Origin of the sequence: Streptomyces sp. NPDC093586, assembly GCF_044764905.1 — a bacterium.
GTDB lineage: Bacteria > Actinomycetota > Actinomycetes > Streptomycetales > Streptomycetaceae > Streptomyces.
This window is the reverse complement of record NZ_JBIWJA010000028.1, coordinates 18,533-32,985: the sequence shown is the minus strand read 5'-3', so window position 1 is coordinate 32,985 and position 14,453 is coordinate 18,533. Positions and strand designations below refer to the sequence as shown.

The 14,453-nt window shown below is 72.0% G+C and carries 13 protein-coding genes; 6 read left to right on the top strand and 7 right to left on the bottom strand.

Going from position 1 to position 14,453, the window contains the following annotated elements; genetic code table 11:
• Positions 1-35: 35 nt before the first annotated feature.
• Entirely contained in the window at positions 36-1,028 is a 993-nt protein-coding gene (locus ACIRFH_RS25740) for an aldo/keto reductase (RefSeq protein ID WP_403525224.1), read from the top strand.
• Positions 1,029-1,160: 132 nt separating this feature from the next.
• Here ACIRFH_RS25740 and thpR read toward each other — a convergent pair whose 3' ends face one another.
• Positions 1,161-1,733, bottom strand: coding sequence for an RNA 2',3'-cyclic phosphodiesterase (thpR, locus tag ACIRFH_RS25735; RefSeq protein ID WP_403525221.1), 573 nt, complete (start codon positions 1,731-1,733; stop codon positions 1,161-1,163).
• Between the two features lie 115 nt (positions 1,734-1,848).
• Here thpR and ACIRFH_RS25730 point away from each other — a divergent pair, with 115 nt between their 5' ends.
• Positions 1,849-2,436, top strand: coding sequence for a Uma2 family endonuclease (locus ACIRFH_RS25730; protein ID WP_403525218.1), 588 nt, complete (start codon positions 1,849-1,851; stop codon positions 2,434-2,436).
• 12 nt (positions 2,437-2,448) lie between these two features.
• On the opposite strand, the gene ACIRFH_RS25725 is transcribed toward ACIRFH_RS25730, so the two are convergent.
• Together ACIRFH_RS25725 and ACIRFH_RS25720 are read right to left on the bottom strand one after the other, a co-directional pair.
• On the bottom strand, positions 2,449-3,813 hold the full coding sequence (locus ACIRFH_RS25725; RefSeq protein ID WP_403525216.1) for an MFS transporter: 1,365 nt from the start codon (positions 3,811-3,813) through the stop codon (positions 2,449-2,451).
• 27 nt (positions 3,814-3,840) lie between these two features.
• Positions 3,841-4,278, bottom strand: a complete 438-nt coding sequence (locus ACIRFH_RS25720) for a MarR family transcriptional regulator (RefSeq protein WP_351014225.1) — start codon at positions 4,276-4,278, stop codon at positions 3,841-3,843.
• Positions 4,279-4,427: 149 nt separating this feature from the next.
• Between ACIRFH_RS25720 and ACIRFH_RS25715 the strand changes: the two genes are divergently transcribed.
• Positions 4,428-4,616, top strand: coding sequence for a ribbon-helix-helix protein, CopG family (locus ACIRFH_RS25715; protein WP_161165430.1), 189 nt, complete (start codon positions 4,428-4,430; stop codon positions 4,614-4,616).
• A gap of 25 nt (positions 4,617-4,641) precedes the next feature.
• On the opposite strand, the gene ACIRFH_RS25710 is transcribed toward ACIRFH_RS25715, so the two are convergent.
• Complete coding sequence (locus ACIRFH_RS25710; RefSeq protein WP_403525212.1) at positions 4,642-6,099, bottom strand: NCS2 family permease; 1,458 nt, start codon at positions 6,097-6,099, stop codon at positions 4,642-4,644.
• A 239-nt stretch (positions 6,100-6,338) separates the two neighbouring features.
• Between ACIRFH_RS25710 and ACIRFH_RS25705 the strand changes: the two genes are divergently transcribed.
• Entirely contained in the window at positions 6,339-6,626 is a 288-nt protein-coding gene (locus ACIRFH_RS25705; RefSeq protein ID WP_403525210.1) for a DUF2530 domain-containing protein, read from the top strand.
• Positions 6,627-6,725: 99 nt separating this feature from the next.
• Positions 6,726-9,128 (top strand): HAD-IC family P-type ATPase, encoded by a 2,403-nt coding sequence (locus ACIRFH_RS25700; protein ID WP_403525207.1) that lies wholly within the window; start codon positions 6,726-6,728, stop codon positions 9,126-9,128.
• A 158-nt stretch (positions 9,129-9,286) separates the two neighbouring features.
• Here the strand turns inward: ACIRFH_RS25700 and ACIRFH_RS25695 are convergent, their stop codons facing one another.
• The 3 genes from ACIRFH_RS25695 to ACIRFH_RS25685 all read right to left on the bottom strand — a co-directional run bounded on the left by ACIRFH_RS25695 (position 9,287) and on the right by ACIRFH_RS25685 (position 13,756).
• Positions 9,287-12,505 carry a sacsin N-terminal ATP-binding-like domain-containing protein gene (locus ACIRFH_RS25695; RefSeq protein WP_403525204.1) on the bottom strand — a complete coding sequence of 1,073 codons (3,219 nt, stop codon included), beginning with the start codon at positions 12,503-12,505 and terminating at the stop codon, positions 9,287-9,289.
• A gap of 160 nt (positions 12,506-12,665) precedes the next feature.
• Positions 12,666-12,881 carry a DUF397 domain-containing protein gene (locus ACIRFH_RS25690; RefSeq protein ID WP_403525201.1) on the bottom strand — a complete coding sequence of 72 codons (216 nt, stop codon included), beginning with the start codon at positions 12,879-12,881 and terminating at the stop codon, positions 12,666-12,668.
• Positions 12,878-13,756, bottom strand: coding sequence for a helix-turn-helix domain-containing protein (locus ACIRFH_RS25685; RefSeq protein WP_403525198.1), 879 nt, complete (start codon positions 13,754-13,756; stop codon positions 12,878-12,880). The genes ACIRFH_RS25690 and ACIRFH_RS25685 overlap by 4 nt, the downstream gene beginning before the upstream one ends.
• A 158-nt stretch (positions 13,757-13,914) precedes the next feature.
• Between ACIRFH_RS25685 and ACIRFH_RS25680 the strand changes: the two genes are divergently transcribed.
• Positions 13,915-14,322, top strand: a complete 408-nt coding sequence (locus ACIRFH_RS25680) for an ATP-binding protein (RefSeq protein ID WP_403525195.1) — start codon at positions 13,915-13,917, stop codon at positions 14,320-14,322.
• Positions 14,323-14,453 lie beyond the last annotated feature (131 nt).

Sequence of the window (14,453 nt, the reverse complement as noted above, 5' to 3'; positions counted from 1 at the left end):
CCTGGAGCGCACTCCAGGCCGTTGGCTTGGGGACCATGAAGTACACGCAGCTCGGACGCACAGGACTCAAGGTCAGCCGTCTCGTCCTCGGCACCATGAACTTCGGTCCGCAGACCGACGAGGCCGACAGCCACGCGATCATGGACGCGGCGCTGGACGCGGGCATCAACCTCTTCGACACCGCCAACGTGTACGGCTGGGGCGAGAACAAGGGCCGTACCGAGGAGATCATCGGCAACTGGTTCGCCAAGGGCGGCGACCGGCGCGACAGGACCGTCATCGCCACCAAGGTGTACGGCAACATGGGCGCCGACGGCGAGGCGTGGCCCAACCACGACAAGCTGTCCGCCGTGAACATCCGCCGGGCCGTCGACGCCAGCCTGAAGCGGCTGCGGACGGACCGCATCGACCTGTACCAGTTCCACCACATCGACCGCGCCACCGGCTTCGACGAGATCTGGCAGGCGATCGACGTCCTCGTCCAGCAGGGCAAGATCCTCTACGCCGGGTCCTCGAACTTCCCCGGCTACAAGATCGCCCAGGCCAACGAGACCGCCGCCCGCCGCGGCGGCACCATCGGCCTCGTCAGCGAGCAGTGCCTCTACAACCTGGCCGAGCGGCGCGCCGAGATGGAGGTCATCCCGGCCGCGCAGGACTACGGCCTCGGCGTCATCCCGTGGTCGCCGCTGCACGGCGGGCTGCTGGGCGGCGTCATCAAGAAGGAGGTCCAGGGCGGGCGCCGCGCCTCCGGGCGGGCGGCCGACACCCTCGCCGACCCCGCGAAGCGCGCGCAGATCCAGGCCTACGAGGACCTGCTCGACAAGCACGGGATCGAGCCCGGCGAGGCCGCGCTGGCCTGGCTGCTGACCCGGCCCGGCGTGACCGGCCCCATCGTGGGACCGCGCACCGCCGAGCAGCTGGCGTCGGCGCTGCGGGCCGTGGAGCTGGAGCTGTCCGACGAGCTGCTGGCCGGGCTGGACGAGATCTTCCCGGGGCCGGGGCCGTCGCCGGAGGCGTTCGCCTGGTAGCGGGGTGAGCGGGGCGGCGGCCACCCCACCGGGGGTTATCCGACGGCCGCCGCCACCGCCACCACGACGAGCATCAGCACGAGCACACCGGCCATGATCCGGTTACGGGTCTTCGGGTCCACGCCCATGAGCCTAACCGGCCGCGCCGAGCGTGCCGCGGGCGACCGTCTCGTAGCGGGGCTGCTCACCCGGCACGCCGGACCGCGGCAGGTTGCTGCGCACCAGCGCCAGGTCCGTCACGGTCCAGGCGCGGCCGGTGAAGCCGGCCAGCGCGTCGACGTACGGCCCCACGTCGTACGCCTCCCGGCCGCGGGCCAGCGTCAGGTGAGGGTGGTAGCGCCGGTGCTGTCCCATCGGGACGCCCGCCTTGCGCGCCGCCGACTCCGCGCGGTCCGCGAGCAGCCGCAGCGTCGCCAGGTCACCGTCCGCCCCCGCCCACAGCGCCCGGCCGTGCCCGAAGTGGCCGCCGCCGCGCAGCGCCAGCTCGAAGGGCGCGGTGCGGTGCGCGGCCCGCTCCAGGCGGGCCGACAGGTCCGGGACGACGTCGTCGTCGACCTCGCCGTAGAAGGCGAGGGTGAGGTGCCAGCCGGGGCGGCCGGTCCAGCGCAGCCGGTCCGCGCCGGGCAGCCGCCGCAACGCGGCCACCTCGGCGGCGAGGGCGGCGACGACGTCCTCCGGGGGCAGGACGGCGGCGAAGAGTCTCATGCGGTCAGTCTCCCCCGGAGAACGCATGTGCGTCCGCGCGTGTCCTGGTCACCGTGCGTATCGTTGTACCGCGCGGCTGTGCTCGTGTCGGGGGCAGCCGGGGAGGAGCGCCACGATGACCGTCCTTGACGACAGGATCGAGATGGCCGAGGAGAGCACCGAGCTGACTCTGGACGTCATGTTCGAGTGGCTCGAGAAGATGCCCGTCCCCGAGGGATACAAGACCGAGATCGTCGGGGGTCACATCTTCATGACGCCGCAGCGGGACACCCACTGGGACATCATCGCGGACATCTACGACCAGCTTCGTACCAAGTACCCGCGCAAACGCGTCAAGTCCGACGTCCGCATGGACTACCCGGGGCACCTCAACGGCTTCACCTCCGACGTCGTCGCCCTGACCGAGGGCGCCGAGCGGGACGACAAGGGGCACTGGCGCCCCGCGGACGTGGAGTTCGTCGCCGAGGTCGTCTCCCGGAGCACCGCCGGCAACGACTACGGTCCGAAGAAGGACACCTACGCAGCCGCCGGCGTCCCGGTGTACCTGATCGTCGACCCGTACACCGGCGAGTGGCACCTGCACACCCTCCCCAAGGACGGCACCTACCACAGCACCGTCACCTTCGGCTTCGGCGAGGACGTCGACCTGACCGGGACCGTCGTCGGCCTCACCCTCACGACCGGCGACTTCCCCCGCGACTGACCGGGGCACCGGCTACGCCGCCGGCGCCAGCTCCTCCCGCCGCTCCCGCGGCACGAACCGCACCTGGGGGTGCCCTCGGTGCCAGCCGACCGACAGGCGCAGGTTGCCGACGCGGGCCAGGACCAGGCCGATCACGGCCGCCGCGGTGGCCGCGACGGCGCCGCCCGCGGCGAAGCCGACCCGGGCGCCGTAGGTGTCGGTGACCCAGCCGACGATCGGGGCGCCGACCGGGGAGCCGCCGAGGAAGACCATCATGTACAGGGCCATGACGCGGCCCCGCATGGCCGGGTCGGTGGACATCTGGATGCTGGTGTTGGCGGTGACGTTGACCGTCATGCCGAAGACGCCGATCGGGATCATCAGCAGGGCGAACAGCCACAGCTCCGGGGCCGTCGCCGCGACGATCTCCAGGGCGCCGAAGGCGAGGGCCGCCGCGATCAGGACGCGCAGCCGGGCCGTGCCGCGCCGGGCGGCGAGCAGGGCGCCGGTCAGGGAGCCGACGGCCATCAGGGTGTTGAAGAGGCTGTACTCGCCGGCGCCCGCGTCGAAGACGTCGTCGGCGAAGGCGGACAGGAACACCGGGAAGTTGAAGCCGAAGGTGCCGACGAAGCCGACCAGGACAATGGTCCAGACCAGCTCGGGACGCCCGGCGACGTAGTGCAGGCCCTCCCGCAGCTGCCCCTTGCCGCGCGGGGCGCGCCGGACGGCGTGCAGCTCGCGGGCGCGCATCAGCAGCAGGCAGCTCAGCGGCGCGACGAAGGACAGGCCGTTGGCGAGGAACGCCCAGCCGGTGCCCACGCCGGTGATCATGAGGCCGGCGACGGCGGGGCCGACCAGGCGGGCGGACTGGAAGTTGGCCGAGTTCAGGCTGACCGCGTTCTGCAGCTGGTCGCGGCCGACCAGCTCGGAGACGAAGGACTGCCGGGCCGGGTTGTCGACGACGGTGGCCAGGCCCATCGCGAAGGCGGCGACGTAGACGTGCCAGACCTGGACGTGCCCGGTCAGGGTGAGGGCGGCCAGGGCGAGCGCGGTCAGCGCCATCGCGGACTGGGTGACCAGCAGCGTGGGCCGCTTGCGCAGCCGGTCGACGAGGACGCCGCCGTAGAGACCGAAGAGCAGCATCGGCAGGAACTGCAGGGCCGTCGTGATGCCGACGGCCGCGGAGGACCCGGTGAGGCTGAGCACCAGCCAGTCCTGGGCGATGCGCTGCATCCAGGTGCCGATGTTGGAGACGACCTGCCCCAGGAAGAACAGGCGGTAGTTCCTGACCCTCAGGGAGGCGAACATGGACGTCTTGCGGGGGGCCTCGGGGGCTTCGGGCAGGGAGTCGTCGTGGTCAGGTGCGGGGGCGGAAGCTGCTCCGGATCCCGTACTCAAAAGGGTTCGCCTCCTCGCGAATGCTGCCTACAGGTGTGCGAGCTTCTCCAGCACGGGGGCCGCCGCGCGCAGCTTCGCCCACTCGTCCTCGTCGAGGCCCTCGACCAGCGCGGCCAGGAACGCGTTCCGCTTGCGGCGGCTCTCCTCGAGCATCACCACGGCCTGCTCGGTCTGCGTCACGACCTTCTGGCGCCGGTCCTCGGGGTGCGGCTCCAGCCGGACCAGTCCCTTGGCCTCCAGCAGCGCCACGATGCGGGTCATCGAGGGCGGCTGGACGTGTTCCTTGCGGGCGAGCTCGCCCGGGGTCGCGCTGCCGCAGTTGGACAGGGTGCCGAGCACCGACATCTCGGTGGGGCTGAGCGACTCGTCGACCCGCTGGTGCTTGAGTCGACGGGACAGGCGCATCACGGCGGAGCGCAGGGAGTTCACGGCGGCAGCGTCGTCGCCATGCTTGAGGTCCGGCATGTCCTTAGCGTAACTCATTAGTCTCGCGAAATACCAACGCTCACCCCGCCGCCTGCCCGTGACGCGCGCCACTGAAACACGATCTTCACCCGTACGAGTGAGCTATTTCCGGAAACCGGAGCGGCACCCGGCCCACGGGGGCGACCCTCGTGCGCATGGGGACCAGCGTGCTCAGCCTGCGGATGGACGGGGAGCTGCTCGAACGGCTCCGGGACCATGCGGCGAAAAGAGGAATGAGCGTCCAGGACTATGTCGTCCGGACGCTCATTCGCAATGACTTCGACGAGCGGTTCCAGTCCGCCGTCGAGGAGACGGAACGGTTCTACGGGGTGCCCTGACCCCCCGGAACCGTCCGCCGCGGGATCAGGTCAGGCCCAGGGCCGGCATCAGGTAGTAGAAGGCGAACACCGCCGAGACCGCGTACATCGCCACCGGCACCTCCCGGCCCCGGCCGACCGCCAGGCGCAGCACCGTGAAGGTGACGAAGCCCATGCCGATGCCGTTGGTGATCGAGTACGTGAACGGCATCATCAGCATCGTCACGAAGGCCGGGACGGCGATCGTGAAGTCGGCCCAGTCGATCTCCTTGATCGACCCGGCCAGGATCAGGAAGCCGACCGCGACCAGTGCCGGGGTGGCCGCCTGCGACGGGACCATCGTGGCGACCGGCGTGAGGAAGAGGGCCAGGGCGAACAACCCGCCGCTGACGATGTTGGCGAAGCCGGTGCGCGCGCCCTCGCCGACGCCGGCCGTGGACTCCACGAAGCAGGTCGTGGCCGAGGCGGAGCTGGCACCGCCCGTGGCGACCGCGATGCCGTCCACGAACAGGACCTTATTGATGCCCGGCATCTGCCCCTTCGCGTCGGTCAGCTTGGTCTCGTCGCTGACGGCCATGATCGTGCCCATGGCGTCGAAGAAGCAGGACAGCAGGACGGTGAAGACGAAGAGGACGCCGGTCAGGACGCCGACCTTCTCGAACCCGCCGAACAGGCTGACCTGGCCGACCAGCCCGAAGTCGGGCGTGGCGAGCGGGTTGCCGGGCCACTTGGGGGTGGTCAGGCCCCAGGACGGAACGTCGGCGACGGCGTTGATGATCATCGCGATGACCGTCATCACGACGATGGAGATCAGGATGGCGCCGGGGGTCTTGCGGACGATCAGCGACAGCGTGAGCAGCACGCCGAGGACGAAGACCAGGACGGGCCAGCCGAGCAGGTGACCGCCCGTGCCCAGCTGGAGCGGGACGGTCGTGTGGGCGGCGTCCGGCATCCGGGTGACGAACCCGGAGTCGACGAGGCCGATCAGCATGATGAACAGACCGATGCCGATGGCGATGGCCTTGCGCAGCCCGAACGGGACGGCGTTCATCACGCGCTCGCGCAGCCCCGTGGCGACCAGCAGCATGACGACGAAACCGGCCAGCACCACCATGCCCATGGCGTCCGGCCAGGACATCCGCGGGGCGAGCTGGAGGGCGACGACGGAGTTCACGCCGAGACCGGCCGCGAGCGCGATCGGGACGTTGCCGATGACGCCCATCAGCAGCGTGGTGAACGCCGCCGTCAGCGCCGTCGCGGTGACCAGCTGGCCGTTGTCGAGCTGGTGGCCGTACATGTCCTTCGCGCTGCCCAGGATGATCGGGTTCAGCACGATGATGTAGGCCATCGCGAAGAAGGTGGCGAAACCGCCCCGGATCTCGCGGGGCAGCGTGCTGCCGCGCTCGGAGATCCTGAAGTAACGGTCGAGGGCGTTCTGCGGGGGCCGCCGGTCTTCGGGCGACTCGGGGGACGGGGGGACCTTGGCAATGGCCGAGGCAGACATGCGAGACCTCATCACCAACAGGTTCCCCCACGGCCTTGTTGGTGTTTTCTACGAATGAAAGCGGTCAGAGACAAACGGTTTCAGTATGAACGTATGAGCGACAGATCGCTATCTCCGCGCGTAGACCCGTGTGGCGTGCCGGGAGAAGCCGGGGAAGCCCGGCGGCGGGGCGGGAGTGGCCGGGGAAGGGCGGGCGGCTGGGCGGGAGGGCGTTCGTGTTGTCCTCGTAAGCTGTACGCATGGCGAAGTGGACACCTACGCATGAGGCGCCGGAGCCCCTGGAGGGCCCTGTGGTCGCGACCATCACCGGCGGCACCATCCTCTGGTTCGTCCTCTTCCTCGTCCAGCTGCCCTTCTACGGCTGGTTCGACGACCACGGGCACACCTGGTGGGTGTGGACCTGCCTGGCCGGCGGCGGGCTCGGCCTGATCGGCATCTGGTACGTCCGCAGGCGCGACGCCGCGATCAAGCGGGACGCCGCGGCCCGGCAGGAAGCGGTGGACCGGGAGGCCCGCCCCACCGCGTAGTACCACGGCAGCACACGGCGCCGGACCTCCTCGTCCCCCGGTCGGATCTTCCGCCCGTCCAGCGGGTGAAGCCGCAAAACCGCACGTACCGTCGAATGCATGACGCACATCGACCCGGGCGCCGCACTCGATCCCGCGCATCCAGCTCCCCTGTCCCCGCCGGAGACGGGGCTGACCGCCGCGGAGGTCTCCGAACGGGTCGCGCGCGGACAGGTCAACGACGTGCCGGTGCGCAGCAGCCGCTCACTCGGCGAGATCGTCCGCGCCAACGTCTTCACCCGCTTCAACGCGATCATCGGCGTGCTGTGGGTGATCATGCTGATCGTGGCGCCGATCCAGGACAGCCTGTTCGGCTTCGTCATCCTCGCCAACACCGGCATCGGCATCCTCCAGGAGTGGCGGGCCAAGCGGACCCTCGACTCCCTGGCCGTGATCGGCGAGGCCAGACCGGCCGTGCGCCGGGACGGGAGGACCGTCGAGATCAGCACCTCGCGGATCGTGCTGGACGACGTCATCGAGATCGGCCCCGGGGACAAGGCCGTGGTCGACGGGGTGTGCGTCGAGGCCGACGGACTGGAGATCGACGAGTCGCTGCTGACCGGTGAGGCCGACCCGGTCGTCAAACGGCCCGGGGACCAGGTCCTGTCCGGCAGCTTCGTGGTCGCGGGCGGCGGCGCGTTCCGGGCGACCAAGGTGGGGCGCGAGGCCTACGCCGCGCAGCTCGCCGAGGAGGCGTCCCGCTTCACCCTCGTCCAGTCCGAGCTGCGCTCCGGCATCTCCACGATCCTGAAATACATCACGTGGATGATGGTGCCGACCGCGATCGGCCTGATCATCAGCCAGCTGCTCACCAAGGACGACGCCTTCAAGGAGTCCGTCGCGCGGACGGTCGGCGGCATCGTGCCCATGGTCCCGGAGGGGCTGGTCCTGCTCACCTCCGTCGCCTTCGCGATCGGCGTCGTCCGGCTCGGCCGCAAGCAGTGCCTCGTCCAGGAGCTGCCCGCCATCGAGGGTCTGGCCCGCGTCGACACCGTCTGTCTGGACAAGACCGGCACCCTCACCGAGGGCGGCATGGACGTCACCGAACTGCGCCCGCTCGGCGGCGCCGACGAGGAGTACGTCCGCGCGGTGCTCGGCGCCCTCGGCGAGTCCGACCCGCGCCCGAACGCCTCCCTCCAGGCGATCATCGACGCCTACCCGGTCGCCGAGGTCGCCGAGGACTGGCGCTGCACCGAGTCCCTGCCCTTCTCCTCCGCCCGCAAGTACGCCGGCGCCACCTTCGGCGAGGGCGACGGCACCTCCAGCACCTGGCTGCTCGGGGCTCCGGACGTGCTGCTGTCCGAGGGCGACCCGGCCCTCGCCGAGACCGAGCGGCTCAACGAGCAGGGCATGCGGGTGCTGCTGCTCGCCCGCGCCACCCGGGACCTCGACGACGCCGAGCCGGCCGAGGGAGCCGTGCCGACCGCGCTGGTCGTGCTGGAACAGCGGCTGCGACCCGACGCCGCCGACACCCTGCGCTACTTCGCCGACCAGGACGTGCGCGCCAAGGTCATCTCCGGGGACAACGCGGTCTCCGTCGGCGCGGTGGCCGCCAAGCTCGGACTGTCCGGCACCACCGTCGACGCGCGCCGGCTGCCCGCCGAGCAGGAGGGCATGGCCGACCGCCTCGACGCGGGCACGGTGTTCGGGCGGGTCACCCCGCAGCAGAAACGGGAGATGGTCGGCGCCCTCCAGTCGCGCGGGCACACGGTCGCGATGACCGGCGACGGCGTGAACGACGTCCTGGCGCTCAAGGACGCCGACATCGGCGTGGCGATGGGCTCCGGCTCGGAGGCCACCCGGGCGGTCGCGCAGATCGTGCTGCTGAACAACAGCTTCGCCACCCTGCCGTCGGTGGTGGCCGAGGGCCGCCGGGTCATCGGCAACATCACCCGGGTCGCGACCCTGTTCCTGGTGAAGACGGTGTACTCGGTGCTGCTGGCGGTGCTGGTGGTGTGCTCGCGGGTCGAGTACCCGTTCCTGCCCCGCCATCTGACCCTGCTGTCCACCCTCACCATCGGCGTCCCGGCCTTCTTCCTCGCCCTCGCCCCCAACAAGGAGCGGGCCAGACCGCACTTCGTACGGCGGGTGATGCGGTACGCGATCCCCGGCGGGGTGGTGGCCGGGGCGGCCACCTTCGTGACGTACCTCCTGGCCCGGCACCACTACAGCGGGCCGGGGGCGCTGGACGCGGAGACCAGCGCGGCGACGCTGACGCTGTTCCTGATCTCGATGTGGGTGCTGGCGATCATCGCGCGGCCCTACACCTGGTGGCGGGTGCTGCTGGTCGCGGCGATGGGCCTGGCCTTCGTGGTGGTGCTGGCGGTGCCGTGGCTGCAGGACTTCTTCGCGCTGAAGCTGGTGGGCGTGACGATGCCGTGGACCGCCGTCGGCGTCGCGGTCGTCGGTGCGGTGCTGCTGGAGGTGGCGTGGCGGTGGGTCGCCCGGCGGTTCCCGGCCTGATTCTGCGGTTCCCGGCCTGATCGGCGGGCCCGCGGCGGCGGGGAAGGGACACCTGTCCGGGAAATCGTGAGCGATCCGGCCCGCACCGTCCTCGATGCGCTCATCGGAGCGCATCGAGGACAGCCTCCCGCCAAGTGCGCGCGAAAGCGGGGACACCCCTAGTCGAACCAGCGGTCCCGGGCCAGTTCCTCCGTGCGGGACGGGTCCTCCAGCAACGCCGCCACCTCGAAGCGGCGGGGCCACTGGCCGGCCGCCCAGGCGAGGCCGGCGGCGACGCCCTCCAGGGTCGCGGCGTGCAGCACGCCGTCGGGCGTGAGCCGCCAGTCGATCTCCACGCCGTCGACCACCAGCTCCTCGTGCTCCACGTACGACGCCGGGGTCCCCGCCCCGAGCAGCACCCGCACCGGCTCCGGCACCTCGTGCTCGGTGCCCTCGGAGTGCACCTCGCCGGTGACGGACTCGCTCAGCCGCCGCACCTGGAACAGCTCGGCCAGCTCGGCGGCCAGCGCCGGCCGTACCGGCAGCAGCGGGACGCCCGACGTGAAGGGCAGCAGGTCGGGCGAGTCGACCACGACGGCCTCGGAGGCGTCCACCACCTCGACGCGGCCGTCGCGCACGGCACGCACGTCGTCCGGCAGGGTGACCTGGTCCGGGTCCAGCTCGGCCAGCGCCCCGTACAGGGCGTGCAGCTGGGCGGCCGTGACCGGGCGGTCGGGGTCGGCGAGGCGGTCCAGCAGCTCGGCGGCGCCGCCGGGCTCGGCGAGGAGCGCGGCGACGGACGTGCGCACGCCGAGCGCCCGCAGCACCTGCTCGTCCTCGAAGCCGGTCGCGTCCGCCTCGTCGTACAGGCCCCGCAGCAGCGGGTCGCTCCCGGCCGCGCGCAGTCCGGCCGGGCGCCGTCCGCCGAGCACCGGGTGCCCGCGCAGCCACCACGCGGTGTACGACCGCACGACCTCGTGGGTGCCGTCGGGCAGCAGGACGCGCACCGGCTCGACCAGGGCGTCCCGCAGCGGCGGCCGCGACAGCAGGGCGAGGGCGCGCGGCCACCGGTCGTCGTCCACCAGGTCCAGGTCGCGCACGGCGACGATCTCGGTGGCGACCGGGGGGACGGGACTGTCCGGGAAGCGGTCGAGGACGTCCTCGCTCCACACGTCCACGGCGTCCAGCAGGCCCGCGTCGTCGGGTTCGGCGAAGTCGCCCTCGCGGGGCTCCAGTTCGTCCGGGTCCAGGACGACGTCGGTGGCACGGACGAGGGCGAAGGTGACGAGGACGCCGCAGGCGGCGAGCGGTTCCGGACCCCACTTGCCGGCCAGCTCCGCGTCCACGGCGGCGAGTTCGCCCTCGCGCATGACCTGGGCGAAGGGGCCGCCGGGGAAGACGAGTTCACCGGCCGGGGAGAGTTCGCCCTCCTCGTCGGGCAGGGCGAGCGCGCCGAGCCACGGCTCGTCGCCCGGTTCGAGCCCGGCGTCGCGGACGAGGCCGAGGACCGTGTCGGCCAGTTCCTCGGCGTCGAGGGCGTCCTCCTCCCAGTTCATGCCGCCCTCGTCGTCCAGGGAGGCGGCGACGGCGGCCCGCACCTGCGGGGTGGTGAGCACGGCGCGCGGGGTGGCCGGGAGGGCACCGAGCTTCTCCAGGAGCGGATGGGCGGCGTCCGGGTGAACGACCTTGAGACCGAGGCGGGTGAGGACCTCGGGGTCGAGGGAGACGGCGTCCGGGGAGGGCAGCAGCACCTGCCGGGGGCCGATGGTGGTCCGCCCTCCCCCGGCGCCGAAAGCCCGGGAGGTGTCCCCGGCCAGGGGCACCGGCAGCCCGGACAGCCGCTCCGGGTCGACCCCGGCGAGGCTGTCGTAGAGCCGCCACCACCACGCGGGGTCCTTCTCCAGCCCGGCCAGCCGGTCGATCGCGTCGGGCAGCGACACCCGCGCCACACCCAGCGTGCGCAGCTCCGGCCGGCGCTCCAGGCCGCCGGGCAGCAGGGTGGGCAGCACCTCGGCGAGCACGCGCACCGTCTCCGCGCCCGCCCCCTCGACCACCTCGGCGTCACGGGGGCGCAGGGTCTCGGGCAGCTCGTCGAGCCCGTCCCCGTGCTCCCCGCCGACGGGCAGCGCGGCGGCGTCCTCGAAGCGGTCGGACCCGGTGCCGGCGCCGCGCGGTGCGACGGCGGGCGGCAGGAAGGCGGTGCGCGGCAGCCGGTCGAGGATCGCCTGCCGCAGCGCGCCGTCCAGTCCGCCCTTGCCCAGCGGGCCGGGCACGAGGTCGATGATCCCGGTGGTGACCGGGCGCCAGCCGGCGAGGAGCGCGGCGTAGGCGTCCGCCGCGCGCTGCGTCAGGAAGTCGGTCAGCGGTCCGGGCGCGGCGTGCCGGCGGGTCGAGTCCAGCGGGAAGGACGCGATGAGCAGGGCGGGGACGCCGAGGGGCTCGTCGCTGGGGGTGGGGGCGTGCACGACGGGGCTGGTGCGAGGGCGGGCGGGGGCGCCGTCGGCGTCCACGGGGACGGCCCACGTGACGGACCAGTGGGGGCGCAGGCGTTCCTCCACCGGCCGGTCGGCGAGCAGGTCGGGCGTGAGCGGACCGTGCGCGGCGGACGTGCGCCAGCGGGTGGTGCCCTCCCGCGAGTCCTCGACGACGGTGAGGGCTCCGTCGGTACGGCGGCGCAGCGTGCGTACGTCGTCCCCCGCCTCGATCACGACCTCCTCCAGGCCGGGCAGGGCGAGCAGCAGCGCGTCGTCGACGGCGTGCAGGAGCCGTTCGGCGAGGTCGGCGGCGGCGGCGTCCCGCAGGGGCAGGATGACGGCCGTGTCGTACGGGCCGGGGGCGCTGCCCTCGGCGGGGAACGGCAGCCGCAGCAGCGGCACGTGCCCGTCGCGCCGCCGGATCTCGTCCCCGAGGCCGGGACTGTGCCGCGCGGTGTCGGCGGCCAGTCCCCGCGCCTCGGCCAGGGACCAGCGCACGCCGCCGTGCCGGCTGACGACGGCGGGTTCGTCGGTGACGGCGAGGACGGCGGCGAAGCCGACCCCGAACCGGCCGACGGCGCCCTCGCCGCCCTCCCGTTTGGCGGAGGCGCGCAGCGTGGACAGCGACTCGGCGCCGGCCGCGTCCAGCGGGGCGCCGGTGTTGGCGGCGACGAGGACGCCGTCGCGCAGGGTCAGCCGGAACCGGCCGGGCACGCCCGCGCGGGCGGCGGCGTCGGCGGCGTTCTGGGCCAGCTCGACGACCAGCCGGTCGCGGTAGCCGCCGAGGACGAGGTCCTCCTCGGCGTTGGCGTCCTCACGGAACCGGGCGGGGCTCGTCGCCCAGGCGTCCAGCACCCCGCGCCGCAGACGTGCCGTGGCGAAAGGGTCCGCCCCCTCGTCGGCGGGCCGCACGAACATGCTCACGGTCATCTCTCCTCATCGGCCCTGATCTGCGTGGAGTCGAAGGTACCGCTCCACCCGGCACGGCAACGCACGGCACCGGGTTCCACACGGCACCGCGTCCCACTCACGCCGAAGCCGCCCCGCCCGCTGCTGGAGCGGTCGGGGCGGCCCCGGTGCGCGATCAGACCTCGGGCACGTACGGGACGAAGGCCGCCCACGCACCCGGCGCGAAGGCGAGGCGAGGCCCGTCGGCTGGGGAGTTCTTGGAGTCACGGACGTGGACGGTGCCGGGGGTGAGGGCCAGCTCGACACAGGAGTTGCCGTCGGGGCCGTCGCTGTAGCTGCTCTTGAACCACGCCAGCTCGGAGGCGTCCCCGGCAGTGGTCTTGCGGATCATGCTTCTCCCAGCAGTTGCTCGATGAAGGCCAGCGATTCACGCGGAGTGAGCGCCTGCGCCCGGATGGTGCCATACCGCAGCTCAAGGATTCGGAGTTGCCTCGGGTCTGCAGTGGGGCGACCACCATATGCGCCGTCCGACCTGCCAACAGCGGTGCCGTCAGCGAACTTCAGCACTTCGATCTTTCCGTTCAGTCCGGGATGGGCGTCGGCGCTCGTTGGCATCACTTGCAGATCAACATTACGTAGCCGCCCCACCTCCAACAGGTGTTCGAGCTGCTGGCGCCAGACCATTGTGCCTCCAACTGGCCGACGCAGTGTGGCCTCTTCCTGCACGAAGCTGAGCGCAGGTGCCGGGGACCGTTCGAAGATGGCCTTGCGTGCCATCCGAGCGGCAACCATCTGCTCCACTTCCTCCGGCGAGTAAGCAGGCTGCCAACCCTCGAACAAGGCACGCGCGTGTTCCTGCGTCTGCAACAGCCCATGGATGCTGAGCCCTACGTACACGCCGAGCTCGACCGCTGTGGCCTCCAACATGGCCAACTCCCGAACCTTCTTCGGGTACCGGACCTTCTTCACGTCCTCCCACGTCGCCGCGATGAGCCCGCCCGCGTCCAGAACCTCGTCGGCCCTGTCCAGGTACTCCTGCCGGGGGATCCGCTTGCCGCCCTCGACCTTGTAGACCAGGTCCTCCCCGTACCCCACCGCCGCCGCGAAGTCGGCGGCCCGCATCCCCACCGCCTCCCGCCGCAGCCTCAACTGCCGCCCCACGGTGGTGATGACGGCCACACCCCACTCGTCGTCCGGATCCACCTCCCACCCCGGCTCGTCGGCCTCGTCCCCGAGCCGCCCCGTCTCCACCCCGACCGCCGTCATCCCGCGCCCCTTCGCCGTACCGGTTGCCTCACCCCCAGCGCCCTACCCGTACGCCCCGCTCCGACAGCCCCGACAGCACCGGACAAGCCTCGGACAGTCACCATACGTACCCGCTGAGTCACTTCTCACGGTACGCACCCACCGCCACGCTGAGTGACGTGAACCAGAAATCCGCCGAACTCACGACGTCCGTCCGCAACTTCAGCGTGCAGCTCTCCCCCACACCACGCGGCGCCCGTCTGGCCCGCCTGCTGGCGACCGAGCAACTCCGTTCCTGGGGGCTTCCGCTGGACCCGGCCCGCCTCGTGATCGCCGAACTGGCCAACAACGCGAGCGCCCACGGACGCGTCCCCGGCCGCGACTTCCGGCTCACCCTCTACGTCGTCGGCGGCACCCTGCGCATCGAGGTCACGGACACCCGGGGCGAACAGCTCCCCGAACCCCGAACACCCGCCCCGGACGCGGAATCGGGCCGCGGTCTGCTGCTCGTGGAGGCGTTGGCCCACCGCTGGGGAGTGACCGAGGGCCGCTTCCCGCGCAAGACCGTGTGGGCCGAGCTGCGCTGAAGGAACTTTCACCCCTGGCGATCGGCCTCGGCTGCCACCTCCAGTCGGTGCCCAGCGGCACCCCCGTCGACATCAAGTCGCTCGCCGCCCGCTTCCCACGGCTACCTGCGTCGCGAACGCGTCCGCCCCCC